Source organism: Roseateles sp. P5_E1, from assembly GCF_054049335.1.
In genome coordinates this window covers 100,199-125,146 of record NZ_JBFUMN010000001.1, presented here as the reverse complement: position 1 = coordinate 125,146, position 24,948 = coordinate 100,199, and the positions used below count along the sequence as shown (strand labels likewise).

Annotated in this window: 25 protein-coding genes; 15 read left to right on the top strand and 10 right to left on the bottom strand. The window is 69.4% G+C overall.

From position 1 onward, the window contains the following. Positions 1 to 104: 104 nt before the first annotated feature. Entirely contained in the window at positions 105 to 518 is a 414-nt protein-coding gene (locus tag ACXJKJ_RS00660; protein ID WP_457351916.1) for a nuclear transport factor 2 family protein, read from the bottom strand. Continuing rightward, positions 515 to 952, bottom strand: a complete 438-nt coding sequence (locus tag ACXJKJ_RS00655; protein ID WP_457388507.1) for a MerR family transcriptional regulator — start codon at positions 950 to 952, stop codon at positions 515 to 517. The genes ACXJKJ_RS00660 and ACXJKJ_RS00655 overlap by 4 nt, the downstream gene beginning before the upstream one ends. Before the next feature lie 316 nt (positions 953 to 1,268). On the opposite strand from ACXJKJ_RS00655, the gene ACXJKJ_RS00650 reads away from it, so the two are divergent. Beyond that, positions 1,269 to 1,937: a DNA alkylation repair protein gene (locus ACXJKJ_RS00650; RefSeq protein ID WP_056192475.1), complete on the top strand. Its 669-nt coding sequence runs from the start codon at positions 1,269 to 1,271 to the stop codon at positions 1,935 to 1,937. On the opposite strand, the gene ACXJKJ_RS00645 is transcribed toward ACXJKJ_RS00650, so the two are convergent. Then, on the bottom strand, positions 1,934 to 2,326 hold the full coding sequence (locus ACXJKJ_RS00645; RefSeq protein ID WP_056190897.1) for a cupin domain-containing protein: 393 nt from the start codon (positions 2,324 to 2,326) through the stop codon (positions 1,934 to 1,936). The genes ACXJKJ_RS00650 and ACXJKJ_RS00645 overlap by 4 nt on opposite strands. 260 nt (positions 2,327 to 2,586) lie before the next feature. Here ACXJKJ_RS00645 and ACXJKJ_RS00640 point away from each other — a divergent pair, with 260 nt between their 5' ends. Further along, a complete protein-coding gene (locus ACXJKJ_RS00640) occupies positions 2,587 to 2,793 on the top strand; it encodes a hypothetical protein (RefSeq protein WP_056190895.1) in 207 nt (68 codons plus the stop codon). Here ACXJKJ_RS00640 and ACXJKJ_RS00635 read toward each other — a convergent pair. Next, the gene (locus ACXJKJ_RS00635) at positions 2,790 to 4,841 is read right to left on the bottom strand and encodes an oxidoreductase (RefSeq protein WP_457388505.1); all 2,052 of its coding nucleotides are present in this window, start codon (positions 4,839 to 4,841) and stop codon (positions 2,790 to 2,792) included. The two genes, ACXJKJ_RS00640 and ACXJKJ_RS00635, sit on opposite strands and share 4 nt — an antisense overlap. Before the next feature lie 215 nt (positions 4,842 to 5,056). Between ACXJKJ_RS00635 and ACXJKJ_RS00630 the strand changes: the two genes are divergently transcribed. The 4 genes from ACXJKJ_RS00630 (at position 5,057) to ACXJKJ_RS00615 (ending at position 7,692) form a co-directional block, all read left to right on the top strand. Then, on the top strand, positions 5,057 to 6,382 hold the full coding sequence (locus ACXJKJ_RS00630) for a DUF4397 domain-containing protein (RefSeq protein ID WP_056190891.1): 1,326 nt from the start codon (positions 5,057 to 5,059) through the stop codon (positions 6,380 to 6,382). 88 nt (positions 6,383 to 6,470) lie between these two features. Continuing rightward, entirely contained in the window at positions 6,471 to 7,160 is a 690-nt protein-coding gene (locus ACXJKJ_RS00625) for a hypothetical protein (protein ID WP_056190889.1), read from the top strand. Between the two features lie 167 nt (positions 7,161 to 7,327). Further along, positions 7,328 to 7,459: a hypothetical protein gene (locus ACXJKJ_RS00620; protein ID WP_457351929.1), complete on the top strand. Its 132-nt coding sequence runs from the start codon at positions 7,328 to 7,330 to the stop codon at positions 7,457 to 7,459. Further along, positions 7,456 to 7,692 carry a cysteine-rich CWC family protein gene (locus ACXJKJ_RS00615; RefSeq protein ID WP_457321048.1) on the top strand — a complete coding sequence of 79 codons (237 nt, stop codon included), beginning with the start codon at positions 7,456 to 7,458 and terminating at the stop codon, positions 7,690 to 7,692. The genes ACXJKJ_RS00620 and ACXJKJ_RS00615 overlap by 4 nt, the downstream gene beginning before the upstream one ends. On the opposite strand, the gene ACXJKJ_RS00610 is transcribed toward ACXJKJ_RS00615, so the two are convergent. Further along, positions 7,656 to 8,108: a nuclear transport factor 2 family protein gene (locus ACXJKJ_RS00610; RefSeq protein WP_457388503.1), complete on the bottom strand. Its 453-nt coding sequence runs from the start codon at positions 8,106 to 8,108 to the stop codon at positions 7,656 to 7,658. The two genes, ACXJKJ_RS00615 and ACXJKJ_RS00610, sit on opposite strands and share 37 nt — an antisense overlap. A gap of 99 nt (positions 8,109 to 8,207) precedes the next feature. Here ACXJKJ_RS00610 and ACXJKJ_RS00605 point away from each other — a divergent pair, with 99 nt between their 5' ends. The 6 genes from ACXJKJ_RS00605 to ACXJKJ_RS00580 all read left to right on the top strand — a co-directional run bounded on the left by ACXJKJ_RS00605 (position 8,208) and on the right by ACXJKJ_RS00580 (position 13,859). Beyond that, positions 8,208 to 8,936, top strand: coding sequence for a TetR/AcrR family transcriptional regulator (locus ACXJKJ_RS00605; RefSeq protein ID WP_457388501.1), 729 nt, complete (start codon positions 8,208 to 8,210; stop codon positions 8,934 to 8,936). Between the two features lie 149 nt (positions 8,937 to 9,085). Beyond that, the gene (locus tag ACXJKJ_RS00600) at positions 9,086 to 9,961 is read left to right on the top strand and encodes a DMT family transporter (protein ID WP_457388499.1); all 876 of its coding nucleotides are present in this window, start codon (positions 9,086 to 9,088) and stop codon (positions 9,959 to 9,961) included. Then, a complete protein-coding gene (locus ACXJKJ_RS00595; protein WP_457388497.1) occupies positions 9,958 to 11,628 on the top strand; it encodes a long-chain-fatty-acid--CoA ligase in 1,671 nt (556 codons plus the stop codon). Before ACXJKJ_RS00600 ends, ACXJKJ_RS00595 begins: the two co-directional genes overlap by 4 nt. Positions 11,629 to 11,761: 133 nt before the next feature. Next, positions 11,762 to 12,373, top strand: a complete 612-nt coding sequence (locus tag ACXJKJ_RS00590) for a class I SAM-dependent DNA methyltransferase (protein WP_457388495.1) — start codon at positions 11,762 to 11,764, stop codon at positions 12,371 to 12,373. Continuing rightward, entirely contained in the window at positions 12,370 to 13,254 is an 885-nt protein-coding gene (locus tag ACXJKJ_RS00585; protein ID WP_457388493.1) for a DMT family transporter, read from the top strand. Before ACXJKJ_RS00590 ends, ACXJKJ_RS00585 begins: the two co-directional genes overlap by 4 nt. Before the next feature lie 50 nt (positions 13,255 to 13,304). Then, positions 13,305 to 13,859, top strand: coding sequence for an alpha/beta hydrolase (locus tag ACXJKJ_RS00580; RefSeq protein ID WP_457388491.1), 555 nt, complete (start codon positions 13,305 to 13,307; stop codon positions 13,857 to 13,859). A gap of 9 nt (positions 13,860 to 13,868) precedes the next feature. On the opposite strand, the gene ACXJKJ_RS00575 is transcribed toward ACXJKJ_RS00580, so the two are convergent. Both ACXJKJ_RS00575 and ACXJKJ_RS00570 read right to left on the bottom strand, forming a co-directional pair. Further along, entirely contained in the window at positions 13,869 to 16,808 is a 2,940-nt protein-coding gene (locus ACXJKJ_RS00575; RefSeq protein WP_457388489.1) for a helix-turn-helix transcriptional regulator, read from the bottom strand. A gap of 48 nt (positions 16,809 to 16,856) precedes the next feature. Then, positions 16,857 to 17,627, bottom strand: coding sequence for an SDR family NAD(P)-dependent oxidoreductase (locus tag ACXJKJ_RS00570; protein WP_457388488.1), 771 nt, complete (start codon positions 17,625 to 17,627; stop codon positions 16,857 to 16,859). 235 nt (positions 17,628 to 17,862) lie between these two features. Between ACXJKJ_RS00570 and ACXJKJ_RS00565 the strand changes: the two genes are divergently transcribed. Next, a complete protein-coding gene (locus ACXJKJ_RS00565; RefSeq protein ID WP_457388486.1) occupies positions 17,863 to 18,768 on the top strand; it encodes an AraC family transcriptional regulator in 906 nt (301 codons plus the stop codon). Positions 18,769 to 18,872: 104 nt separating this feature from the next. Next, a complete protein-coding gene (locus tag ACXJKJ_RS00560; protein ID WP_457388484.1) occupies positions 18,873 to 20,591 on the top strand; it encodes an ATP-binding protein in 1,719 nt (572 codons plus the stop codon). Here the strand turns inward: ACXJKJ_RS00560 and ACXJKJ_RS00555 are convergent. The 3 genes from ACXJKJ_RS00555 to ACXJKJ_RS00545 are packed head-to-tail and all read right to left on the bottom strand — an operon-like array spanning position 20,577 to position 23,972. Beyond that, on the bottom strand, positions 20,577 to 21,203 hold the full coding sequence (locus tag ACXJKJ_RS00555) for a response regulator (RefSeq protein WP_457388482.1): 627 nt from the start codon (positions 21,201 to 21,203) through the stop codon (positions 20,577 to 20,579). The genes ACXJKJ_RS00560 and ACXJKJ_RS00555 overlap by 15 nt on opposite strands. A 35-nt stretch (positions 21,204 to 21,238) precedes the next feature. Beyond that, positions 21,239 to 21,826: a cohesin domain-containing protein gene (locus tag ACXJKJ_RS00550; RefSeq protein WP_457388480.1), complete on the bottom strand. Its 588-nt coding sequence runs from the start codon at positions 21,824 to 21,826 to the stop codon at positions 21,239 to 21,241. Between the two features lie 40 nt (positions 21,827 to 21,866). Beyond that, on the bottom strand, positions 21,867 to 23,972 hold the full coding sequence (locus ACXJKJ_RS00545; RefSeq protein WP_056190862.1) for a dockerin type I domain-containing protein: 2,106 nt from the start codon (positions 23,970 to 23,972) through the stop codon (positions 21,867 to 21,869). A gap of 178 nt (positions 23,973 to 24,150) precedes the next feature. Here ACXJKJ_RS00545 and ACXJKJ_RS00540 point away from each other — a divergent pair, with 178 nt between their 5' ends. Further along, the gene (locus ACXJKJ_RS00540; RefSeq protein WP_457323842.1) at positions 24,151 to 24,906 is read left to right on the top strand and encodes a tRNA-uridine aminocarboxypropyltransferase; all 756 of its coding nucleotides are present in this window, start codon (positions 24,151 to 24,153) and stop codon (positions 24,904 to 24,906) included. Positions 24,907 to 24,948 lie beyond the last annotated feature (42 nt).

Below are 24,948 nucleotides of genomic sequence, written 5' to 3'. Positions count from 1 at the left end.
GGCGACGAGAAGGGGTGGCGCAATTGTCCTAGGCTTTGCGACAGGCCATGCGCGTTCGCCGAATGAGCTTATGAGCTGGCCGCATCAGTCATGGCCAGCGCCGCTCAGGGCGACCCGAGCACGCGGCAGGCGAGGTCGGTGTCCATGTACTCGGTCACCTCCTTGAGCCGGCCGGCCTGCAGGCGGAACACCATGCAATAGTGGTTGTTGTAGGCCTCGCCCGCGTGGGTCTGCACCTCGCCCTGGCATTGCACGACGACATGGTCGCCCTCCGCGATGAAGCGCTGGGCGCGGCTGCGGTAGCGCGTCGCAAAGCGCTGGAACAGCGGCTGCAGCAACTGCCCGCGCACCACGTCGCGGCCGGCCCAGCGGCGCGACCAGGGAGAGACGCCGGCGATGGTCCAGCTGAAGTCCTCGTCCATGGCGGCAACGAAGGGGGCGCCGTCGCCATCGGCCAGGGCGGCGTAGATGGATTGCAGCAGGGCCTTGTTGGCGGTGGGCGTGTCGATATCGGTCATGGCTTGATTCCGGGGTTGAGGGGCTTGAGCGGATCACGCGCCGGGCGTTGGCCGGTGGCGATCCAGTCGTCGTAGAAATCCAGCTTCTGGTCCAGCGCGGTCAGGGCTTCCTGCCAGCGCGAGATCGTCGCCAGCACGTCGGCGCGGTGGGCGGCGAGCATGTCGCGGCGCGCCGCCAGGCTCTTGCGGCCCTGGGTGACCAACTCGGTGTAGCGGCGCATCTCGGCGATGGACATGCCGGTGGTGCGCAGCCTCTCCATCAATTCGAGCCAGGCGACGTGCTGCTCGCGGTAGCGCCGCCGGCCGCCGGCGTCTCGCGCCACGCCGGGCACCAGGCCCTGGGCCTCGTACCAGCGGATCGCGTGGACGGACTTGCCGCAGCGTGCGGCCAGGGCGCCAATCAGCAGCAGGGGCGGGTCGTCTCGGGCTGGCATTAGGGCCTGTTCACACTACGGCAATGGGTCGCGAAGGCCCGCCGCCAGGGGCCAATCAAGGCGCAGCGCGCCGCCCGCACTCGCGTGCGGGCCAGCGACGCAACGCCGAGTGGCCCCTGGCGACGGGCCTTCCCGAAGGGTTGTGACCAGAAAGCCCGCATGCTGTGTTGCAGATCCTCGCTGGGTATGAACCCAGCTTGCGGTCTGCTGTCGTGCCTGCGACCTTTCTGGTCACAACGCGGCCCGTTGCCGAAGTGTGAACAGGCCCAGTGCCATTGGACGACCTAGAGTGCACTCGAAGTCAAGGACTCGTTTGATGAGCAGCAGCGACCGATTTGATCTCGCCCTCCAACGTTTGCGCGCGGCGGCCCGGCCCGAAGCGCTCGAAGCCATGGCCGGCTTTGGCCTGACCGGCGAGGGCCGCCTGGGCCTGGCCGTGCCGACGCTGCGCGCGCTGGCCCGCGAGTTCAAGCGCGACCACGGGCTGGCCCTGGCGTTGTGGGACACCGGCATCCCCGATGCCCAGATCCTGGCCGGCATGGTGGCCGAGCCAGCGAAGTTCACTCTGAAGCAGATGGACCATTGGGTCGCCGACATGCGCGCCTGGGATGTCTGCGACCAAGCCTGCACCAATGCCTTCGTCAAGAGTCCGCTGGCCTGGGATGCGATCCCGCGCTGGGCGGCGCGCGAGCCCGAGTTCGAGAAACGCGCCGGCTTCACGCTGCTGGCGGTGGCCGCGGTGCATCAGAAGCAGCGGCCGGATGCCGACTTCATCGCCCGCCTGCCGCTCATCGAAGCCGCGGCTGATGACGAACGCAACTTCGTCAAGAAGGCCGTCAACTGGGCGCTGCGGCAGATCGGAAAACGCAGCAAGGCGCTACGTGAGCCTGCGCTCACTGTGGCGGAACGGCTGTGCCAGCGTGATGAGAAATCGGCGCGCTGGATCGGCACCGACGCGTGCCGCGAGTTGAGCCGCTCGGCCTAAGCCCGGCCCAGCTGCTCCTCGATGGAGCGCGTCTTCTCGTTTGGCGAGTCGCCGCTGTGCAGCGTCGTCTTGCGCTCCACCAGCATCAGCAAACACTCCTCCTCGGCGACCGGGCAGTGCTCCACGCCGCGCGGCACGACGAACATCTGCCCGGCTTCCAGCGTCACGGGGCCGTTGCGCAACTCGATCCGCAGCCGGCCGCGCAGGATGTGGAAGAGCTCGTCCTCGTCGGGGTGGCGGTGCCAGCCGAAAGTCCCCTGCACCTTGGCGACCTTGACGTAGTTGTCATCGAAGGCGCCGATGACGCGCGGCGACCAGAGTTCGGTCAGACCGGCGGCGACGTCGACCGGGCTGACGGCGACGTGAGCGGAGGCGGGGGCGTTGGACATGGCGCGGGCGTCGGCGAAGAGAAGGGGCGCCAGCGTAGCCCGACGGCGCTGGCCGTGACCGCGAGGGGACAAAGACTGGGTCATAAATCGACTCTGACCCCAGTTTTGCTCCCTCTTTGGTGGGAGAGCCGGGGGATGTGCCGGGGTGGTCTCCCCCCTCGCTCCACCCTCCGGGTGATGTCCCCAAAAGGGCTGGGCGCCGATGCTGACGGCATGGCGTTGAACACCACGCCGAGCCTTCAGATCACGGAGCCCTCACCATGCAATTCTTCAGCTCGTCGCAGTCGCCCTGGTCCAACTCCAAGCTGCCCCTGGCCATGCCCGCTCGGTCGCGCACCGGGGTGGCAGGCGGCAAGCCGGAAATCTGCGGCTGGTATGACTCCAGCTTCGACCTGGCCACCGGCCTGGAAGTCTGCGAGCAGGACAACGACACGCTGTACCAGCTCTGGCAACTCTCCCAGAACTAAAGCGTGCAGGCCAGCTTGGTGCCCTGCAGGATGGCCCGTTTGGCGTCCAGTTCGCCGGCCTCCAGCGCGCCGCCGATCAGGTGGACGTTGACGCCAGCGGCCTTCAAGGGCGCCTCGAGTTCGCGCAGCGGCTCCTGGCCGGCGCACAGCACGATGGTGTCGGCCTCGATCAATTGGTTGTCGGCCCGCTTCTCGCCATAGCTGACCCATAGGCCCTCGGGCGTGATCTGCTCGTAGTTGACGCTGGCCAGCATGTCGACGTTCTTCATCTTCAGCGCCGCGCGGTGGATCCAGCCGGTCGTCTTGCCCAGGCCCGCGCCGGGCTTGCCGGCCTTGCGCTGCAGCAGCGTGATCTGGCGGGTGGGCGCCTCGGGAGCCGGCCGCAGCAGACCGGCACGCACCTGTTCCGGGTCGCCCACGCCCCAGTGGCGGCGCCAGGCCGCCGGGTCCAGCGTCAGCGAATGGCCGGCTTCCAGCAGGTATTCGGCCACGTCGAAGCCGATGCCGCCCGCGCCGACGATGGCGACGCGCCCGCCCACCGGCTTGCCGTGCCTCAGCACATCGATATAGCTCAGCACCTGGCCGCGCGCCTGGCCTTCGTCCTGGCCCTTGATGCGCGGGTTGCGCGCGCTCACGCCGGTGGCCAGCAGCACCTCTTCAAAGCCCTTCAGGTCTTCGGCCGAGGCCCGACAGTTCAGCTTCAGTTCGACGCCGGTGACCTCGATGCGGCGGCGGAAATAGCGCAGCGTCTCGCTGAACTCCTCCTTGCCCGGAATGCGCTTGGCCATGTTGAACTGGCCACCGATCTCTGCCGCCGCGTCGAACAGCGTCACCGCATGGCCGCGCTCGGCCAACGTCGTCGCCGCGGCCAGGCCTGCGGGGCCGGCGCCGACGACAGCAATGCGCTTCTTCGTGCCCTGCACTGGCCGCAGAACGATCTCCTGCTCATAGGCTGCACGCGGGTTGACGAGGCAGGTCGAGATCTTCTGCGCGAAGGTGTGGTCCAGGCAGGCCTGGTTGCAGGCAATGCAGGTGTTGATCTCGTCCGCCCTGCCCTGGCGCGCCTTCTTGACGAACTCGGCATCGGCCAGGAAGGGCCGGGCCATCGACACCATGTCGGCGCTGCCGTCGGCCAGCACGCCTTCGGCCACCTCGGGCGTGTTGATGCGGTTGCTGGTGATCAGCGGCGTCGCGATGCCTTCCTCGCGCAGCTTGGCGCGAAGCTTTGCCGTCACCCACGCAAAGCCCGCGCGCGGCACGCTGGTGGCGATGGTCGGGATGCGCGCCTCGTGCCAGCCGATGCCGGTGTTGATGAGAGTGGCGCCGCCCTTGGCGACGCGCCGACCCAACTCCACCACCTCCTCCCAGCTGCTGCCGCCCGGCACCAGGTCCAGCATGGACAGGCGGTAGATGATGATGAAGTCCGGCCCGACGGCCTCGCGCATGCGCGCCAGGATCTCCAGCGGCAGGCGCATGCGGTTCTCGTAGCTGCCGCCCCAGTCGTCGGTGCGCTGGTTGGTGTGTTCCACCAGAAACTGGTTGATGAAGTAACCCTCTGAGCCCATCACCTCCACGCCGTCGTAGCCGGCCTCGCGGGCCAGCTTCGCGCAGCGGATGAAGGCGCGGATCTGGCGCTCGATGCCGCGCGCACTCAGCTCGCGGGGCGTGAACGGGCTGATCGGGCTCTGGATGCGCGACGGCGCCACGCACAGTGGCGAATAGCCATAGCGGCCGGTGTGCAGGATCTGCAGCGCGATCTTGCCGCCCTCGGCATGCACAGCGTCCGTGATGATCTTGTGGCGCCGCGCCGCGCCCGACGTGGCCAGCGTGCCTGCGAAAGGCTTGGCCCAGCCTTCGATATTGGGCGCGAAGCCGCCGGTGACGATCAGGCCCACCTCGCCACGGGCCCGTTCGGCGAAGAACACCGCCATGCGCTCGAAATGCTTGCGCCCATCCTCCAGCCCGGTGTGCATGCTGCCCATCAGCACGCGGTTCTTCAGCGTCGTGAAGCCGAGGTCCAGGGGCGCGAGGAGATGGGGATAGTTCATGGCGGCGGATGCTAACCAGCGACACCCCCCAAGAATTGGAGTGCTCTCCTCACCTCAGCACTGGGGCAGACCCTCCCCTCAGCAACAGTTCTTCACCCACCGCTAGATGGTGGAAATCGTGACATCCTCGGCTTGAGTTCTAATCGCGATCCGCGTTCTTGGCCGCACTCTTGTCGATGAGTGCCCGGCGGTTTGGTTTTTTCGGAGAGTTCTCGATGCGATTCACCCCCTGGGCCACCCGGCTGGTCCTGACGCTGAGCCTGTCGGCCACTGCTTTCCTGACCGCCTGCGGCGGCGGTGGCGGCGGCAGCAGCGATACGCAGGTCCGCCTGCTCAACGCCACGCGTTCCTACAGCGCACTGTCGTTGTCGGTCAACGATGTCAAGATCAATACCGGTGTGGCTTATGCGAGCGTGGGCGAGTACGCCAAGGTCGACACCGCCAACACCGCGACCAAGGTGCTGGCCGACCCCGTGGGTACCAGTGTGTCGGCCCTGACGCCCACGCTGACTTCGGGCACCAACTACACCTTCATCACCTACGGCTTCGCCGGCGCCATCCGCACGACGCTGCTGCAAGAGGCTGAGACGGCGCCCGCCGCCAGCAGCGCCAAGCTGCTGGTGCTGAACCTGGCCCCCGATGCCGGCGCGATGGACGTCTACGTGACGACTGCCACCGACGACATCAACTCCGCCACCGCGCTGACGACCAACCTGCAGGGCGGCGCCGGCAGCGGTTACATCACGCTCAACTCGGGCACCTTCCGCGTGCGCGTGACCGGCTACAACAAGCGCACCGACCTGCGCCTGGACATCCCGGCCGTCACGCTCGACTCGGCCAGCGTCAACACGCTGATCCTGACGGCCTCCGATGGCGGCGTGCTCGTCAATGGCATCACGGTGGTCCAGAAGGGCGCCGTCAAGAACTTCGCCAACACCCAGAGCCGCGTGCGCACTGTCGCCGCCCTCACCGCGGGCGGCACGGTGGGCTCGTCCCTCAACGGCCAGCAGATGTTCAGCAGCGCCATCAGCCCGCTGATCAGCGACTACGTGACGACCGCCTCGGGCGCCAGCACGCTGTCCACCCAGGTCAACGGCGCCCCGGTCAGCTTCACCGCCCCGACCCTGGCCGCCGGCAAGGACTACACCTTGCTGGTCTGGGGTGACGCCGCCGCGCCCAAGATGTCGGTGCTGGACGACGACAACCGCCTGCCCACCGTCAACGGCAACGTGAAGATCCGCCTGGTCAACGCCCTCGCCGCCCAGACCTCGGGCGTGTCTGTGAACGTCGACTTCAGCGCGATCGCGTCCAACGTGCTGCCCGGCACGGCCTCGGTGCCCAACAGCATCTCGTCGACGACGGCTTCGCAGGTGGATGTGACGGTGCCGACGACGTCCTCGTCGATCTACACCAACGCTGCGCTGGCCTTCCCCGCCAACAGCGTGTGGACCTTCTTCGCGGTGCCCACCACGACGACGCCCGGCACGGCGACCTCGCCGGTGCCCTTCATGAGCGCCCTGCCCAAGCGCGAGCGCCCGTAAGCTCTCCCCGTGCAGAAAGCCCCCGCGGCCACCGGCCCCGGGGGCTTTTTACTTTTCGGCGCTTTCCGGCCCGCGCGAAGATGGCGCCATGTCCGCGCCGACCCGCCTTCACCTGCAGCGCCTGCGCCTGCTCTGGCGCAGTGCCGGCTGGCCCAGCCAGGACCTCGTCGAAGTCGAGCTGCTGGCCGCGGGCTGGGTCGAGCGCCTGCAGGAGCCGGGCGGCCGCGAGCGCCTGCGTGTGACCGACGCAGGCGTCGCGCTGATCGCCGATTCACTGACCCGAAACCGCACCGCCCGCGACGCCCACGAGACCCTGGTCGAGCGCGTTGCCCTCGAGATGCAGCGTGCCGGCCGCATCGCTTGGCGCGGCCTCACGCTGCGCGCCGGGCTGCCCGGCGAAGAGGGCAAGACGCTCTGGGTCAACGCCATGCCCGACGTCTATTCCATCCGCCACAGTACGGTGGAGGACTACCTCGAACCCGCCATCCACGAGATCAAGGTCAGCCGCGCCGACCTGCTCGGCGAGCTGCGCCGCCCGGCCAAGTCCGCGGCCTACCAGGCCCTGTGCGGCCAGTGCTGGTTCGTCATCAAGGCGGGCATCGCGGTGCCCGAGGAGATCCCGCCCGACTACGGCGTGCTGATCGGCCATGGCAGCCACCTCGAGCTCGCGCGGCCGGCGCCCAAGCGCGCTTGCAAGCCCGACTTCGCGACCTGGATGGCGCTGGCGCGCGCGACGCCGCTGGCGCCACCGGAAGACCCCCAGTCCCACCTGGCTTGAGGCCTGCCCATCATCCCGCCAAGGGAGGGAGACGCCCATGATGCGCGGATTGACGGAGGGGCTGGCCGTCCTGCGGGATAGCCGGTTGGGCGCTCGCCAGGAAAGCCCGCCCGGCGCGGCCCTCTACGGCCCACAATCCGCTTCATCCCCAACGGCCAGATGACCCGATGGCGACTGCCAAGAACACCGTCCCGACCGACGACAGCAGCGAGGCCCGAGGTGCAGCGCGGCCCGAGGTGCACATGGCCGATTGCTGGGCGCTCGCCGCGCGGATAGCGCTCAAGGAATGGTGTTCATGAGCGGCACCCTGCTCGACACGAACTGCCCGCGCTGCGGCGGTGGCTTCGAGTGCGGCGCGGCATCGGGCCCAGCCGGACACTGCGCCTGCTTCGGCATCCGGCTGACCGAGAGATTGCGCACCCAGCTCATTGAGCAATACAGCGGCTGCCTGTGCCTGACCTGCCTGCGCGAGCTGATCGAGGCCGACGGGCGCCGTCACCCCGTGATCGGTTCGGCCAAGGCCTCGGGCTGACCGGCAGCGGCCACCTCGGCCAGATAGCCCGCCAGCCGGGCCGTGTCGCAATGCACCGTCAACGCGCTGACGCGCCCCCAGCGCAGCTCGAACTCATGCATGCCGCGGTTGCTGCCCTCGCGGCCGCCGGGCAGCTGGAAACGGTCGCGCCAGGCCACGACGGCCCGCGTGCGCCAGGGCCAGCCGCTGACCCAGACGCCGTCCACCTCGAAGCGCAGACCCGGTAGCAGGCGCTGCAGGCGTGAATACCAGCGCGTCGTCGCGGCCAGGTCACGGCGCTCGCCACCCAGCGCGTGGTTGCCGGCCATGCTGTGGCAATGCTGCGCCGCGAACTGGCCCGGAATGCCCTCATAGCGCCCCGCGTTCAGCGCCGCAAAGGCCGCCAGCAGCTTGCGTTTGACGATGGCGTGGTACATGGCCGCTCTCCTTGTCAATCTGTCAGACCTGCATGATCTTGACGATGTAAAGATGATGGCAGTATCCCCCTTGATCTTGCTGGTGGCAAGATGCGGTGCATGACCAAGGCTGCGCCGACCCGACCGCCCTCCGGCAAAGACGAAACCAAGCCAGTGCGTGCGCCGCGGGCCGGGAAGGTCGCGGGCCAGCTCGCCGCCGACCGCCCGCCGCGCCCGCGTGCGAAAGCGGCTGGTGCCTATCACCACGGTGAGCTGCGCGAGGCGCTGCTGGACGCGGCCGAGGCCCTGCTGGCCCAGCGCGGCGCAGCGGCGCTGAGCCTGCGCGACGTCGCCCGCAGCGCCGGCGTCTCGCATGCGGCGCCCTATCACCACTTCGCCGGCCTGCCGGAGCTGCTGGCCATGCTGGCGGCGCGCAGCTTCGAGCAGCTGGGTGCGGCCATGCAGGCGGGCGTCAACGCCCACCCGGCCGATGCGCGCGAGCAGCTTTTGGCCATCGCCACCGCCTATGTCGACTTCGCCCGGCGCCGGCCGGCGCGCTTTCGCCTCATGTTCGGCCCCGTGCTCGCGTCGCGCCAGCAGCACCCGGGTCTGGATCGCGCGGCGGAGGCGTCGTTCCGCGTGCTGCTGGACGCAGCCACCCGCTTCGACGCGTCGGCTGGCCCGCTGATCGCGCTGACGGGATGGAGCCTGGCCCATGGCCTGTCACATCTGAGCCTGGACGGGGCCTTCGCCGGCTTGCCTTTGCCCGGCCCGCTCCCGGAGCCGGTGGAACTGGTGAGACTGATGTGTGCAATGGTGTTAGCCCCTCGACCAGCCTCGCTGCGCTGAACGCGCGCGACCTGGTCGGTCCCCCGCGGGGACGGTGATGCTCGCGGCATTGAGCCGCGAGCACATCACCAAGCGGGCCGGCTCGGGAGCGGCCCAGCGCTCGGCCCGAACACGCCGTCGTTCGATGGGCGAGGCATGATCGGTCTCCCATGACCGCCCTCGACCGCCTCGCCCCACCCCTCTTCATCTTCATCTGGGCCACCGGCTACATCGTTGCCAAGCTGGCCGCGCCTTATGCCGACCCGCTGACCTTCCTGAGCTGGCGCTATGCCGGCGTGGTCGCGCTGATGCTGGGCCTGGCTTTTGCCGCGCGGGCGCCGTGGCCGTCGCGCCGCGACATGGCCCATCTGGCCATCGCCGGCCTGGGCATCCAGGCGCTTTACCTCGGCGGCGTCTGGGTCTCCATCCGCCAGGGCCTGCCGGCTGGCACGGCGGCGCTGATCGTCAACCTGCAGCCGGTGCTGGTGGCGGCGGCAGCGCCGCTGATCGGCGAGCGTGTGGCACCGCGGCAATGGGCGGGCGTGGCCCTGGGGCTGGCCGGCGTCGTCCTCGTCATCTGGCACAAGCTCAACCTGGGCACGAGCTACGGCCCGCCGCTGCTGCTGTGCCTGATGGCCCTGCTCGCCATCACAGGCGGCACGCTGTACCAGAAGCGCTTCGTGCCGCAGTTCGACCTGCGCACCGGCCAGGTCGTGCAGTTCGTGGCGGCCTTGGCCGTCACCTGGCCCCTGGCCTGGTGGCTGGAGCCGATGCGCATTGAATGGAACGCCCAGGTACTGGTCGCCATGGCCTGGAGCATCCTGGTGCTGACGGCCGGCGGCATCAGCCTGATGTTCTACATGCTGCGCCATGGCCGCGTGACGGCGGTGTCAAGCACCATGTATCTGGTGCCCTCTGTCACCTCGGTGATGGCGTGGTTGCTGTTCGGCGAGACACTCGGCGCACAAGCCATCGCCGGCATGGGTGTGACGCTGCTCGGCGTCTACCTCGTCGTCGCGCAGAGGAAAACGGAGACGCCCGCATGACCCCCCGAGCACATCACAAGTTCTGGCCCGTCCGCGTGGCGCATGCCATCGAGCCGCCGGCCACGGCCCTGCCCGACAACCTGGCGGTCAGTGCGCGCCGCTTCCCGCATCGGCCGGCGCTGGTCTTCCTGGGCCAGACGACCACCTACGCCGAACTGGCTGCCCAGGTGGCACACCTGGCGGCGTGGCTGGCCGAGCGGGGCATCAAGCGGGGTGACCGTGTGTTGGTGGGCCTGCAGAACTGCCCGCAGCTCGTCATCGCGCACTACGCCGTGCTGAGCGCAAACGCCGTCGTCGTGCCCGTCAACCCGATGAACAAGGCGGCGGAGATCAAGCATCTGATCGAGGACAGCGGCGCCGTGCTCGCCATCACCAGCGCCGACCTGAGCGCCGAGTGGCTGTCGGCCGGCATGCCGGCCCAGGATCTGCTCGTCACCCGACTGGCGGAGGTGCTGCCCGGCGGGCATTCCGATGGCGCTGGCCTGCCCACGGGTTGGGCCGACTGGCTCAACACCGACATCGCCCTGCCCGCCGGCACCACCGCTTGGGCCGACGCGCTCGCCTGCACGGCCGCGCCGCCGGCGCTGGAGGTGGGCGCCGACGACCTCGCGCTGCTGCCCTACACCAGTGGCACGACGGGCCATCCCAAGGGCTGCATGCACAAGCACCGCAGCCTGCAGCACAACATCTTTGCCGGCGGCCTGTGGGCCAATGTCAGCCACGAGGACGTGGTGCTCGGCGTCGTGCCGATGTTCCACATCACCGGCATGGTCGTCATCATGCACGGCACGCTGGCGGCCGGCGCCCGTCTGGTGCTGATGCCGCGCTGGCAGCGCGAGTACGCCGCCCGCCTCATCAAGGAGCACCACGTCACGCGCTGGACCAACATCCCCACCATGGTCATCGACCTGCTGGCCAGCCCGCAGGTGGACAGCTTCGACCTGAGCAGCATGGTCACCATCGGCGGCGGCGGCGCTTCCATGCCGCAGGCCATTGCCGAGCGGCTGTGGCAGCGCTGGGGCCTGCGCTACATGGAAGGCTATGGCCTGACCGAGACGGCCGCGCCCAGCCACACCAACCCCTACGACTCACCCAAGCAGCAATGCCTGGGCGTGCCCTACATCAGCTGCGACGCGCGCGTCGTCGACCCCGACACGCTCAAGGAGCTGCCGCCCGGTGAGGCCGGCGAAATCATCGTCCACGGCCCCATGGTCTTCGACGGCTACTGGCGCCGCCCCGACGCGACCGCGGCAGCGTTCATCGAGTTCGAGGGCAAGCGCTTCTTTCGCACCGGCGACATCGGCTATGCCGACGCCGATGGCTACTTCTTCATGACCGACCGGCTCAAGCGCATGATCAACGCGAGCGGCTTCAAGGTCTGGCCGAGCGAGGTCGAGAACCTGATGCATGCCCACCCCGACATCGCCGAGGCCTGCATCATCTCGGCGCCCGACGCCTACCGCGGCGAGACCGTCAAGGCGGTGGTCGTCAAGCGCGCCGGCCATGAGTCACTGACAGCCGACGAGTTGCGCGACTGGTGCCGCGCCAACATGGCCGCCTACAAGGTGCCGGCCCTGATCGAGTTCATGGACAGCCTGCCCAAGAGCGGCGCCGGCAAGGTCATGTGGCGGGCGTTGCAGGAGCGCGAGAAGACGCGTGGGGGCTGATCGGCTTGCGCGTCAGCCCTGTGCCGGGCTTTTACCTAGCCTGCGCGGCAGCGGCGCCTAGGCATTTCGCCCCATGAGCGTTGGCATGCCTTAGACCCAGACTGGAGGGCATCGATCACCGCAAGAGGAAGCGATGCCCAAGCCCACCGCCAACGCCCTGGCAAACACGCGGCGTACCGTGCAGTCCTACGAGGCGTATGCGCGCCAGTACGACACGCTCGTCGACGCCGAGCGCCCGCCGCACATCCAGGAGGCGCTGCAGCGCCTGGTGCACTGCCTGCCGCCCGGCGGGTCGGTGCTGGAGATCGGTTCCGGCCCGGGGCGCGACGCGGACTTCGTCGAGGCGCTCGGCGCAGTCGTCCGGCGCAGCGACGCTGCGCAAGCCTTCCTGGACTTGATGGCGGAGCGCGGCAAGGCGGCCGACCTGTTGAATGTCATCACCGACGAGCTCGGCGGGCCCTATGACGGCGTGCTCGCCATGGGGGTGCTGATCTACGTCGACCGCGAGCAGATCGATGCCGTGCTGCGCAAGATCCACGCGGCCCTGAAGCCCGGCGGGGCTTTCCTGGTCGCGATGCGCGAGGGCGAAGGCGAGACGGACGGCGATTGGCACACCGTGTGCTGGACCGGCGAGCGCTTCGCCGCGCGGCTCGCCGCGGCCGGTCTGTCGGTCGCGTGGCGGGTCCGGAGCGTCGGCGGCGACGGCAACGACTGGGTCACTTTCCTGGCCAGGAGGGCGCCATGAGCCGGCGCGGCCTCGCCCTGTTCATCATGCTCAGCGTGCTCTGGGGCATGCCCTATCTGCTGATCAAGGTGGCCGTCGCGGAGGTGCCGGTGCCCTTCATCGTCTTTGCCCGCACGGCGCTGGGAGCCGCGGTGCTGCTGCCGTTCGCGCTGCGTGGTGCCGGCTTCGCGGCGTTGCGAGCGCACTGGCGCCCCATCCTTGCCTTCGCGGTCGTCGAGATGATCGTTCCCCAGGGCTTGATCGTGCATGGCGAGCTGCACATCAGCAGTTCGATGGCCGGCTTGCTGGTGGCGGCCACGCCCATCATCACGGTGGCGCTGAATCGAATGCGCCGCGATCACGACCGCCTCGGTGCAGGCCGCCTCGCCGGCCTGCTGTGCGGGCTTGCGGGCGTTGCGGTGTTGGCGCTGCCGGCACTCGGCGGCGATCAGTTGTCCGTGCTCGAGGTGCTGCTCGCCGCCGCCTGCTATGCGGGCGGTTCGATGATCGCGGCGCGCTGGCTCGGCGAAGCGCCCGCGATCCCGATGACGACGGCATGCCTTGCCATCACGGCGCTGGCCTATCTGGCCCCGGCCCTGGGCAGCTGGCCCGCCGCCTGGCCCAGCACCCAGGCCACCATCGCGATCGTCGCGCTGGGCATCGCCTGCACGGCGGTCGCATTCGCGGCCTTCTTCCTGCTGATACGCGAGGTCGGCTCGGAGCGGGCTGTCGTGATCACCTACGCGTCGCCAGCCGTGGCTGTCGCCGCGGGCGTGGCACTGCTCGGCGAGCCGCTCGAGGGCCGCATCCTCATCGCCTTCGCCCTCATCCTCTGCGGCTCCTGGCTGGCCACCTCGCGCGGGCCGCGCAGCATGGCGACCGCGTCGCCTGCCAAGGGTTAGGCCGCCATGCCCAACCATCAATCAAGTCCACTCAACCCGGAGACAAGTGAATGCAGAACCACGACATCTTGTTTGTGCAAGGCGCGGGCGAAGGCGCGCACGCCGAAGACCAGGCCTTGGCGACTTATCTGAAGAACGCCATCGCGCCCGATCATGCAGTCCGCTATCCCAAGTTCTCCGGGCTGGAGAACGTGGTCTACAAGACATGGAAGGACGAGATGGCGGCCGAGCTGAAAAACTCCGGCGACCCGAGCATCGTGGTGGCGCATTCCCTGGGCGGTGCCGCGGTGCTGAAGTACCTGACGCAGGAGCGCCGGGACCTGTCGCTGGCCGGGCTGTTCCTCATCGCCACGCCCTACAAATGCGCCGATGGCGAATGGGGTGGCGACGACTTCGCGCTGCCCGTCGATTTCGCCGCGGCCCTGCCCAGCATGGGCGCGATCGTGCTGTATCACAGCGCGGACGACGAATGGGTTCCCTTCTCGCACCTGGCCCGGTGGGCCGAAAAACTCCCGGGCGCGACCTCACGGGCCTTCACCGATCGCGGCCATTCCTTCTCTGCGAAGGCATTCCCCGAACTGATCGCCGACATCAGGTCGCTGTAGCCGGCGGCCTCACACGGCGCTGACCAGGCCGAGCCGGTGCGCGGCCGCCGCAGCGGCGCCTCGCGACGGCACCTCGAGCTTGGCCAGGATGTTCGACACATGCACGCTCGCCGTCTTCACGCTGATGAACAGCGCCGCGGCGATCTCCCTGTTCGAGCGGCCCTCGACCAGCAGCGCCAACACCTCGACCTCGCGCGCCGTCAGGCCCTGGGGCGAGGCTGGGGGCGCACCGCCCTCGTCCGGCCAGAGCTCGACCCTGCCTCGGCCGGCCACGGTGGCGAGTTGCGCGCTCAAGGGCTCGGCGCCCAACTGCCGCGCGAACAGCGCCGCGCGCCGCAGCGCCGCTATGGCCGCGCCACGTTGGCCGGCGGCAAGCCACGCGGAACCCTGGCGCATCAGCGCATAGGCCAGCCATGGAAGGTTGCCGATCTCCTGCCAGGCCGCGACCGCGGCGCCCCAGGCGACGGCATCCGAACCGCCGTCGAGGCGGCCACGCTCGGCCAGCGATGTCAGGGCGCAGGCCCGCTCCACCGGGCCGGGCTGGGCCAGATGCTCGGACGAATCCACGAGCAGATCGCGCAGCGCGTCGGCCCGACCCGACCCGATGCAGGCGCGCCAGGCATGGGCGATCAACGGCCAGAGCAGCCGTGGCGGCAGCCAGCCCCTGAGCGCCCCGATGCCATGGCCGGCCTCGACGGCTGCGGCCGGGCCGCCTTGAAGCAGGGCGATCGCCATCGACAATTGGACTTGTGCGGCGGCGCGGCGGGGCGCGTCCTGCGGACTCTCTTCGGCGGCGGCCAGGGCTTTCAAGGCGCGCTCTGCCGCGGCCAGATTGCCTCTGCCGGCCGCAATCAGGCCACCCACCTGCGACAACTGCAGGCTGCCGAGAGGCGAGGGATCGAGTTCGCGAGCCTCGCCGATCAGGTCGAGCGCGTCGTCCCAGCGCCCGACGGCCATCAGCGCGCGCGCAAGAAGCTGGGCGACGGACGCGCCCATATAGCGGGCCTGGCCGAGCTGGCGTGCCCGCTGCCAGGCCATGCCTGCCGCGTCGACCGCCGCCGCGTGCTCGCCGCGCGCATCGAGCAGGTCGACCATCGCGACGCGGGCGATCATCTCCACACGCCCTGAAGCGCCGGCCTGCGCTTCGCTCAAGGCGCGTTCCAGCCGCTCCATCGCGGCCACGTCGCCGACAGGCCGGGCGAGGGCGCCGGACACCAGGGCCTCGACCGTCCACTCGGCCTCGCCGAGGCGCATCGCCAACGCGTCCAATTCGTCTGCCAGCGCCCGCATCTCATCGGCGCGACCGTGCAGGGCCAGCGCGCGGCAGATCTGGCCGAGCGCCGCCGCCCGTGTGCGTGTCGGCCCTGGGGCAAGACGCAGCGCCTCGCGAAGGTCGGCCAGCTCGCCCGCATGCAGGCTCTGCTGGCGCATCATGGCGCGCTCGAGCAGCAGCGCGGCGATGCGCTCACCATCGGTCGCCGGATCGAGTTCTGCGAGGCCCGCTTCGACGATGCGTTGCCCACGTTCGGTCTCGACGGCCCAGCAGGCGGCATCGGCTGCGGCCTCCAGCAGCTGCGCCCGATCGATGCCTTGCGGCCGCTGCGCCGGCTCGACGCGGGGCCACAGTTCGAGCGCATGTTCGAGCATCGTCAACTGCTCGGCATAGGCCAGGCGGGCGGTGGCTTCCCGCGCGGCCTGCCAGGCCGCGTTGAGGGCCCGGGCCGGGTCGTCCGCCGCGCGCCAATGCAGGGCGATGCTGGCCGCCACCCAGGCGTCTGCGCCCAGCGACGGGTCGGCCTCGAGGGCCTCGGCGTAGGCGCGATGCAGGCGCTGCCGTTCGCCGGGCAGCAGGTCGTCGCGGATCGCCTCCTGGATCAAGGCATGGCGGAAGGCGTAGCCCTCCGCGTCGGCTGCGATGACGACATGCGATGTGACTGCGGCGCGGAGCGCTGCATCCAGGCCATCGGCGCCGACGACGGCGGCCAGCAGCCGATGCCCGACGCGAAGGCCACCCACCGCCATCGCGTGCAGGACTTCGCGTGCCCGTTCCGGCAACTCGTTCACCGCGCCAAGCAGCAGATCGCGCAGCGAACCCTGCAGCTGGGTTCGCACGGCACCCTCCGGCGTGACCAGGGCTTCGGTGAACAGCGGCACGCCACCGCCGCGGGTGTGGACGGCGTTCACGACATCGGGTGCCGGCTCATGGCCCAGCATGGCGCTCAGGTGCAGCGCCACGTCGGTGCGCGACAGGCGTGGCAGGGCGAGCGGGGTCACCCCTTCAATCCGGGCCAGCTCCGCCAATCCGCCACGCAGCGGATGCGCTCCTGCCAGCGCCTCGGTCCGGTACGACGCGACCAGCAGCAGGCGGGTGCCCTGCAGGTTGCGAGCCAGATAGGCGAGGAGGTCGCGCGTCGCGCGATCGGCCCAATGCAGGTCTTCCAGCACCAGCACCACCGGGGCCTGGGCGGCCAGACTCTGGAGCAGCAGGCGCAATGACTCGAACAGCCGCGAGCGCGCCATGCCGGGGTCGCCTTCCGATGGTGCTGGCCCCAGCTCGGGCAGCAGCCGTGCCAGTTCGCGCGCGCCGGAATGCCCCACGAGAGTGACGATCTCGGCAACGCCGCGCAGCTGCACCAGGCGCCGCACGGCCGAGACGAAGGGCGCGAACGGCAGCCCCGGCTCGCTTTGCTCGACACACCAGCCGCTCAGGACCAGGGACTGGCGGCCGAGGCGCTCGGTTGCTTCCCGGATCAGCCGGCTCTTGCCGCCACCACCCTCTGCGCTGATCACGACGGTGCGCACCGTTCCCGCGCAGGCGTCGGCGAACGCGTCCGCGAGCACATCCAGCTCGCTGTCGCGACCGACCATCAGGGGACTCAAGAGACGCTTCACGCTTTGGGAGGGACGGCCTGCCCAGGTCTCGGTTGTCGCGGGCGGCGCCGCGGCCATTATCCCGATGGTGTGTCCGAATACGGCGTCGAATGGTGCCGTGCTGATTCAGTGGTATGCCGAGACCAGATCGTCGTCCCGGGACTTTTGCGTCGCAGGCTGGGCCGCCGGCCAGAGGGCTCGCAACCGTGACAGGGCAGCCGCTTCGTGCAGGCCTTCGGCGAGCAGGTGAGCCACGCTGGAGATGAACTCGGCCCGGGGCACGCCGTGGGGCCGGGAGGCATGCGCCGGGCTCATGCGCTCCGCGCGTGACGGAACGGCGACGTCGGTCACGTCGATGCAGGCGCTGGCCCAGCGCTTTCTGACCGACATGGCGCAGGCTGGCAGGCCGGTCTCGACGACCAGGCCGTCCACGCGCCTTCCTCGCCGTGCATTCGGCAGCGCCAGCATCGGTCCTGCGGCGACGTTCAAGACCGAGCTGCGCGCTCGCTTGCGAAAGTGAGGCAACAGCGCGCCGGTCAGCTGCTGGACGCCCAGCTGATGGGCTTCCAGCTTCTCGTCGCTGTCGTCAGCGTCGAGCAGCGCATGCAAGCCCGGCAGATCCCTCACCGGGAAGGCGATCGAGATGTTGACGAGCATGTTCAGGTGGGCCCAAGTCGCGGCGATCTGCTCGCAGAAGCCAGCGACGCTCCAGGGGTTGGTCAGATCCAGGTCGATGGCCCGCATGCGGGGGTTGGCGCGCGCGACGGCCTGGGCGGCGCCAGGCTCGCCGCCGAAGATGATGACCTCGTTGCCCAGCCGGCACAGCAGTTCGGCCAGGCCGCGGCCGATGCCGCGGGTGCCGCCGGCGACGAGAATGGTGTTGCCTTGCATCGTCATGTGGACCTCCTTGCGCGAAGGCCCGCATTGAATCGGCCGGCGCCCATTTCGAGCAGTCGATTCCGGTCATGTGATTGCACGATTCGCCCATCGTGCGGCCCGCTCGAACCGAGCCGGGCGGCCGCCCCAGGATCGATAGCCCAAAACCGCCAAGCTCTTGCACGATCCAGTCATTCCTGAGCGGTTCGTTCGCGCGCCTCTTGAGCCGCACGGGCGCAGCGGGTACGGTTGCGCCATGGGTTCACTCGAAGAATTGCAAAGGCTGATCAAGCGCCACGCCACCTCAAAGGGTGATCGCAATGCAGGCGACGTGTTCGCGGTGGCGGCCGAGGCGCCGACCGAGCTCCAGCACGTGGTGCTGGAGCCGACCTTCGTGGTCGTGGCGCAGGGCGCCAAGCGCGCCATGCTGGGCGACGAGATGTTCGAGTACCGCGAGGGCCAGTTCCTCGTGGTGAGCGTGGACCTGCCCATCGCCGGCTGCGTGATCCAAGCCAGCCCCGAACTTCCCTACCTGGCCGCGGGCTTGACGCTGCAGCTGGCAACCATCTCCTCCCTGCTGCTGGAGATGGACCCCGCGGAAGTGGCCGCGAGCGAACCCGCCGGCTTTGCGGTCAGCAACGCGCCCGAGGACCTGCTGGACACCGTGGTGCGCCTGCTGCGGCTGAAGGACTCGCCGCGCGACGCCGCCGTGCTGGGCCCGCTGGTGGAGCGCGAGCTGGTGTGGCGGCTGCTGCACGGCGCGCAGGGTGCCATGGTGCGGCAGATCGGCCTGGCCGACAGCCGGCTGTCGCAGATCGGGCGGGCCATCCGCTTCATTCGCAGCCATCACGCCGAAGCCATTTCCATCCCGATGCTGGCCGACATGGTGGCCATGAGCGAGTCGTCCTTTCACCGCCACTTCCGCGGCGCGACGACCATGAGCCCGTTGCAGTACCAGAAGCTGATCCGGCTGCAAGAGGCGCGGGCACGCATCCTGGCGGACGCCGGCGACGTCGCGGCCATCGGCTACAGCGTCGGCTACGACAGCCCCTCGCAGTTCAGCCGCGAGTACAGCCGCTTGTTCGGCGCGCCGCCCGGGCGGGACAAGCTGCGGCTGGGGCTGCGGGCGATGGGCGCGGGTGCGGGATCGTTGCCCGCCTGAAGCGGCCATCTTTCTCAACACACCCCCGGGGATTGCAGTCGTCACCCGGGGCCTATCCGTTCGGAGGGCTGGCAACGCGCGCGCCGCTGGGCATGATGCGGGGCATGCTGCCCCATCCCCTGGACGAACGTACGCGCCGCGCGATGCTGCTGTTGTTCTACGCCCAGAGCGGCGTGAGCCTGGTGGCGGCGGCGCTGCTGGTGCTGTTGCATGTGGGCACGCAGATCGACCGGGTGGCGCTGCTGGTGCTGCTGGCCTGGGGCGCGGCATTTGCAGCGCTGATCGTGTTGCGCGTGCTGTGGAAGCGCCAGGTGGCGCAGCTGCCGCAAGCCGCTGACCCCGCACCGTGGGAGCGCCGCGCCGAGCTGGGTGCGCTGCTCACCGGTGCACTCTGGGCGCTGGCGCTGGTGATGGCTTTCGACGGGCGGCAGCCTGCCACCCAGATGTACGCCGCCATGCTGGCCTGCATCACCTGCGTGGCCAGCATCAACGTGATGGCGCCGCAGCCGCGCGCCTTCGTGCTGCTGATCGCTCCCGTCGCCGTGGCACTGATTGCGCTCTTCCTGTCACTTGGCAGTTGGAGCGGCGCCTACAACGCCTTGCTGGTGCTGTCGGCCGTGGCCCTGGCGATGGCGCTGACTTTGCGCCACACCCGACTGCTGCGCGAGAGCCACGCGCTGCGCTTCGAGCGCGAGGCCTTGCTGGCCCAGGCCCAGGCTGCGCGCGAAGCGCAGACGCGCTTCCTGGCCGCCGCCAGCCATGACCTGCGTCAGCCCGTGCATGCGCTGGGCTTGCTGGCCGCGCAGGCCGCGCACGAGCTGCAGGGCCGGCGTGCGGCGCAGACGGCGGAGCAGTTGCAGGCCATGGCGCAGGCGCTGGRCGGGCTGGTGGACAACCTGCTCGACGTGTCGCGCCTGGACAGCGGCGCCTTGCAGCCGCAGTGCCGTTCGCTGCCGCTGCAGCCCTTGTTCGAGCGCCTCTCCACCGAATACGCGGTGCTGGCCGAAGCCAAGGGCTTGCAGTGGCGGCTGCGCCCGACGGCGCTGTGGGTGCGCAGCGACGCGCAGCAGCTCGAACGCCTGTTGCGCAACCTGCTGTCCAACGCGCTCACGCACACCGTGCACGGCGGCGTGCTGCTGGCGGCGCGGCAGCGTGCGGGCCGTGTGCAGGTCGCCGTCTGGGACACCGGCCCGGGCATCGCGCCCGAGCACCACGAGCGCATCTTCCAGGAGTTCGTGCAGCTCGCCAACCCGGGGCGCGACCGGCGCCGCGGCCACGGCCTGGGCCTGGCCATCGTCGCGCGGCTGGCCAGGCTGCTGGACCACCCGGTGGACCTGCGCAGCCGCCTGGGTCACGGCAGCTGCTTCGCCGTGAGCCTGCCCGAGGACGAGCCCCGCCTGCTGACCGAGCCTCGCACCGTGCCGCAGGGGCAGCCGCTGCAGGGCCGCTGTGTGGCGCTGGTGGAGGACGACGAAGCGGTGCGCGAAGCCACCGTGACCCTGCTGCGCACCTGGGGCTGCGAGGTCTGGGCCGAAGCCGCGGTGGCGCCGCTGCTGGCGCGCCTGCGCGCGGCCGGTGCGCGGCCGCAACGCCTCATCAGCGACTGGCGGCTGGCCGAAGGCGACGGGCTGAGCGCCATCGAGGCCTTGCGCGAGGCCTTCGGCGACAGGCTGCCGGCCCTGCTCATCAGCGGCGAGACCTTGCCGATGAGCGCCAAAGCCTTGCGGGCGCTGCGCGTGCAGCCGGCGCGCAAGCCGCTGCCGGCGGCGGCGCTGCGCGCCTGGTTGAGCGCGCCGTCAGAACCGCATTCAGAACCGCATTGAGGCCAGCCGCGCCTGGCCGGCCATCGCTGCCTCGGCGCGGTTGCGCACGCGCAGGATGCGAAAGATCGTCACCAGATGACCCTTGACCGTCGGCTCGCCCATGCCCAGCTCGCGCGCGATCTCCTTGTTGCTGCGGCCCTTCACCAACTCGGCCAGCACCTCGGCCTGGCGCTGCGTGAGCGCCTCGTCCGGCAGGTCGGTGCCGCGTTGCAGCAGGAAGGGTGGCAGGTAACAGCCGCCGGCCAGCACCAGCTCCAGTGCGCCGAAAAGCACACCCACGTCGGCGCTCTTGGGTAGCCAGCCGGCGGCGCCACCGTCGAGGGCGCGCATGGCCAGCAGCGGGTCGCTGTCGGCCGACATCAGCAGCACCGGCAGCAGCGGCCACTCGGCGCGCAGCTGCTGGAGGGCCTGCAACGGCGCGAGTCCAGGCAGGTGCACGTCGAGCACGACGAGGGCCACGTCGGGCCGGCGTGCCAGCAGTGCCTGCGCGGCGGGCAGGCTGTCGGCTTCGCTCACTTCGCAGCCCTCGCGCTGCGTGCGCAGCAGCTGCGCCATGCCGACTCGAACGACAGGGTGGTCGTCGACGATAAGGAGGTGCAATGGCGCGGTCATGCCGCGCCATCATGCCGTCAAACGTGGGGTCCGGGTCAGGTTCGGTCTGGATTCGGCAACGTGTGCCGCCCCCGCCGCCGAGCGCCCGCCGTGAGGGCGGCCAGCCCGATGCCGAACAGGGCGACGGACGCCGGCTCCGGCACGCTGGCAACGCTGATGGCGCCACCCATGTGCGTCGAGGCGAGCTCCATCAGCGCCGAATCGAGCAGCACGACGTTTCCGAACGACAAACTGCTTTGTCCCACGGCTAGCGCGTGGAACGACAGGTGCACGACGAGGCCGTCGCCACTGACGCCCGGCCCGGGCCCGGCCAGGGTGTTGGCCGTGAATGACACCGTGCCGGCGCTGTTGTCGATGGTGCCGGGCAGGAAGAACGTCGCCCGGCCGCCGGCGGACAGGAAGTCGCCTTCCAGCACCGTGGTGGCCTGCACGATCGCCGGGTCGAAGGCGATGTCGAACTGGAAGGCGTACAGGTCCGGTGCGTCCGCAACGAGCACGTCCAGCGTGAAGGTGTCGCCCACCTGCACGGCAGGCGCGGAGGCAGCGAAGGACAGGGTCGTCGCCGACGCGGGCGCAGCCAGCAGCGCCAGCACCATCCCCCACAGGCAAGTCAGTTTCGTCATCTCTCTCTCCTTGGATCGAATGCAGTTCGTTGACGGCCGCTCAGGGGCAGGTCGTGCCCGCGGCAAGCTTTTGCGCGATGAACGCCAGGTCCCGGATGTCGACCACGCCGTCGCCGTTCACGTCCGCTCTCGCGTCGAATCCGGGCATGCCGGCGCGCTTGCCGAACGCGGTCTTCACCACAGCCTGGTCGCGGCAGTCGATGGCGCCGTCGAAGTTCACATCGCCCGGCAACGCCACGACGGTGAAGGTGGCCGCACCCATGCCCGTGTTGCCGGCGACGTCGGCGGCGATGGCGCTGTAGCGGTGGCTGCCCGGGCCGAAAGAAGACGCCAGGCCGCGAATATCGGCACAGTTGGTCGACGCCACACCGGACTCCTTGTCCATGGCCTCGCACGTGATATCGACGCTCTGCCCCGGCGCGTACGAGCCCAGGTTGCCGCGGTAGACGACGGCGGGGGGTGTCTTGTCGATCTTGACCGTGACGATGTTGCTGCTGTCGCTCTTGTTGCCCGCGACATCGACGGCGTACTTCGAGCCGGAGGACACGGTGCCCTGCTTGCTCAGGACCAGGTCGTCGGGGCAGACCGCGACGCCCGAGCCGCCCGTGTCGGCGCAAGTGAAGCGCACGACCACGTCGCCGGTGTACCAGCCCGCTGCGCCGGGTTGCGTCGTCGCGGCTGCCTTGATGGTCGGCGGCTTCAGGTCGACCCTGACGGGGCTGGTCGTGAAGCTGACGCTGTAGCCACCGCCCGTCAGGGTGTAGCTGAAGCCGTTGGGCGTGTCCTCCGACACGACCGCTCGATTGCCGATGCAGACGACGTCGCACTGGGGCGTGATGACGACCTGCCGGTTGGTCCAGGTACCGGGGGTGTAGGGCCGGCTGTCCGAGGTCACCAGGGTGTAGCCGAAGGTCGGGCGGTTGAAGGTGACGCCTGCGTTCACGCTGGCTACCGCCGTGATGAAGCGCGACCCTGGGAAGTCCGCGCGGATGATGCCGATGCGGCTGCCGGGGAGGTGGAACTGCGGACGCATCACATAGTCCGCGATCAGCGTGTTCATGCCCTCGTAGGAGATGGTGCACAGGCCGAGGGCGCAGGCGGTGCGCGGGAAGTCGGGAAAGGTGAATGCGTCGGCGGTGGCGCCGTCCACCAGCCCGGTCGACAGGCGCGGGGCACCCGTCTCGGCGCTGGAATGGCCGCTGGCGAAGAAATAGGGAAACCCGCCGTCAGAGCCACCACTGCCAACGTAGTAGAGCTGGCTGGTGCCGGTGATATTGGCTGCGTCTGCAAGATGGCTTTTGACGGGCAGCCAGAGCCGGTGATAGAGGTCCAGATTGCTGCGGAGTTTGTCGAACAGCACGGCCGTGTATCCCATCGAAATGATGGGCCGGTAGTAGTGGCGGGTGGACAGCGGACCCATGTATTGGTGGGTCAGCAGGACCTTGCCGCGTGCGTCACACGAGTTCGGATCGGGTTTCGAATTGAGCGGGGGCACCGGGCCCAAGGTCAATGTGGCCGGACCCGGGCAAGTGGCGGGCAGCAGATAGTCCGCATACTTTTGACCTGTGGCCACGCCATCGATGACGGCGGGTTGGTCCAGCAATGCGTCGAGCGCAGGCGCTGGGTCGCATTTGCAGTCGGCCGTCTCCATGACGACGCTCATGATGACCAGTTCCGACGGGTTGCTTTTCAGGAAGGCGACGGTCGGCTGCAGTACGCCGCTCTCGAAAGGCAGGAACATGTCGACACCGCCGTGAAACACCAGCAGCGCGCAGTTCGACGATTGGTAGTACTGGTTGCAGTCTTGAAGCGCAAGGAGGTCGTAGTACTTGAGCCGGATGTCCAGATAACGGATGCCCGAATCCAGCTGCTCCCGGATGGTCATGGTCTGCGTCTGCGCGATGGGGCCGCCTACACCGTGGAAGGTTCCGCTGTCATGCGTACCCGGCAGGGACAGCTCGGTGAGCTTCTTCGTGGCGCCGAGGGTCAGCATCCACTGGGGGTTGTGCGCCGCGGGCCCGGAGTCGTGCCAGTAGGCGCCGTCGTTGTGGGCCAGCGCGGGGGCGGGGCAGCACAGTGCGGCCCCGGCCAGCGCCAGCAGCGCGGCAAGGCGTCGACCGCTACGCGCAATCGAGGAAGTCAGCATGGAAATCTCCCTGTCAACTGGATCGGGCTGGCCGCCCATCCGCCGCGTCACCGGCTTTGGCCCGCTCGCAATCCACTCGTTGCAGGGCAGTCTAGGAAGCGCCACCCGGGTTGCACAGCCGACAGACGGATGGGATGGGGGCATCCGTTTGGATGAGCAGTGCTCCGACAATCCGCGCATGTCTCATGCCGTATCCCTTCTGCGCGCCGCGCGCCTGGCGAGTGCCACCAAGCCGTTCTCGGCTCGCGGCGGCTTCAAGCGCGAGCGCTGCGAAGGCTGCCGGCTGGTCTCCACGCACTGCATGTGCGCCTTGCGCCCGTCGGTGAACACGCGCGCCGCGGTGTGCCTGCTGATGGCCGACATCGAGCCGCTGAAGCCCACCAACACCGGTTGGCTGATCGCGGATACCGTCGCAGACACCTTCGCCTTCGGCTGGTCGCGAACCGAGCCCGACCCCGCGCTCCTGGCCCTGTTGAGCGAGCCGGCCTGGGATCCCTACGTCGTCTTCCCGGGCCAGTACGCCGCGCCGGAGCGTGTGGTGCATACCGTTCGGCCGCACGTCGCGGGCCAGGACGGAGCAGCCAAGCGCCCGCTGTTCATCCTGCTGGACGGCACCTGGTCCGAGGCGCGCAAGATGTTCAGCCGAAGCCCCTACCTGAACTCCATGCCGGTGCTCAGCCTGACGCCCGCCGAGGCCTCGCAATACAGGCTGCGTCGGTCACGTTGCGGCGACCATTTCTGCACCAGCGAGGTGGCCGCGCAGTGCCTGAACCTGGCGGGTGACGAGGCCGCCGGCAAGACGCTTGACGCATACCTGGGCGTCTTCACGCATCACTACCTCCAGGCCAAGAACCAGCTGCCCGTCGTCTGGGAAGGCGCGGCGCATCAGCGTTTGGAAGAGGTGAGGGCTCAGCAGCCAGTGCGCGCCGCCTGACAGCATGTGCGCCATGGCGAAGTGGCGCTGGTGCCGCCATGG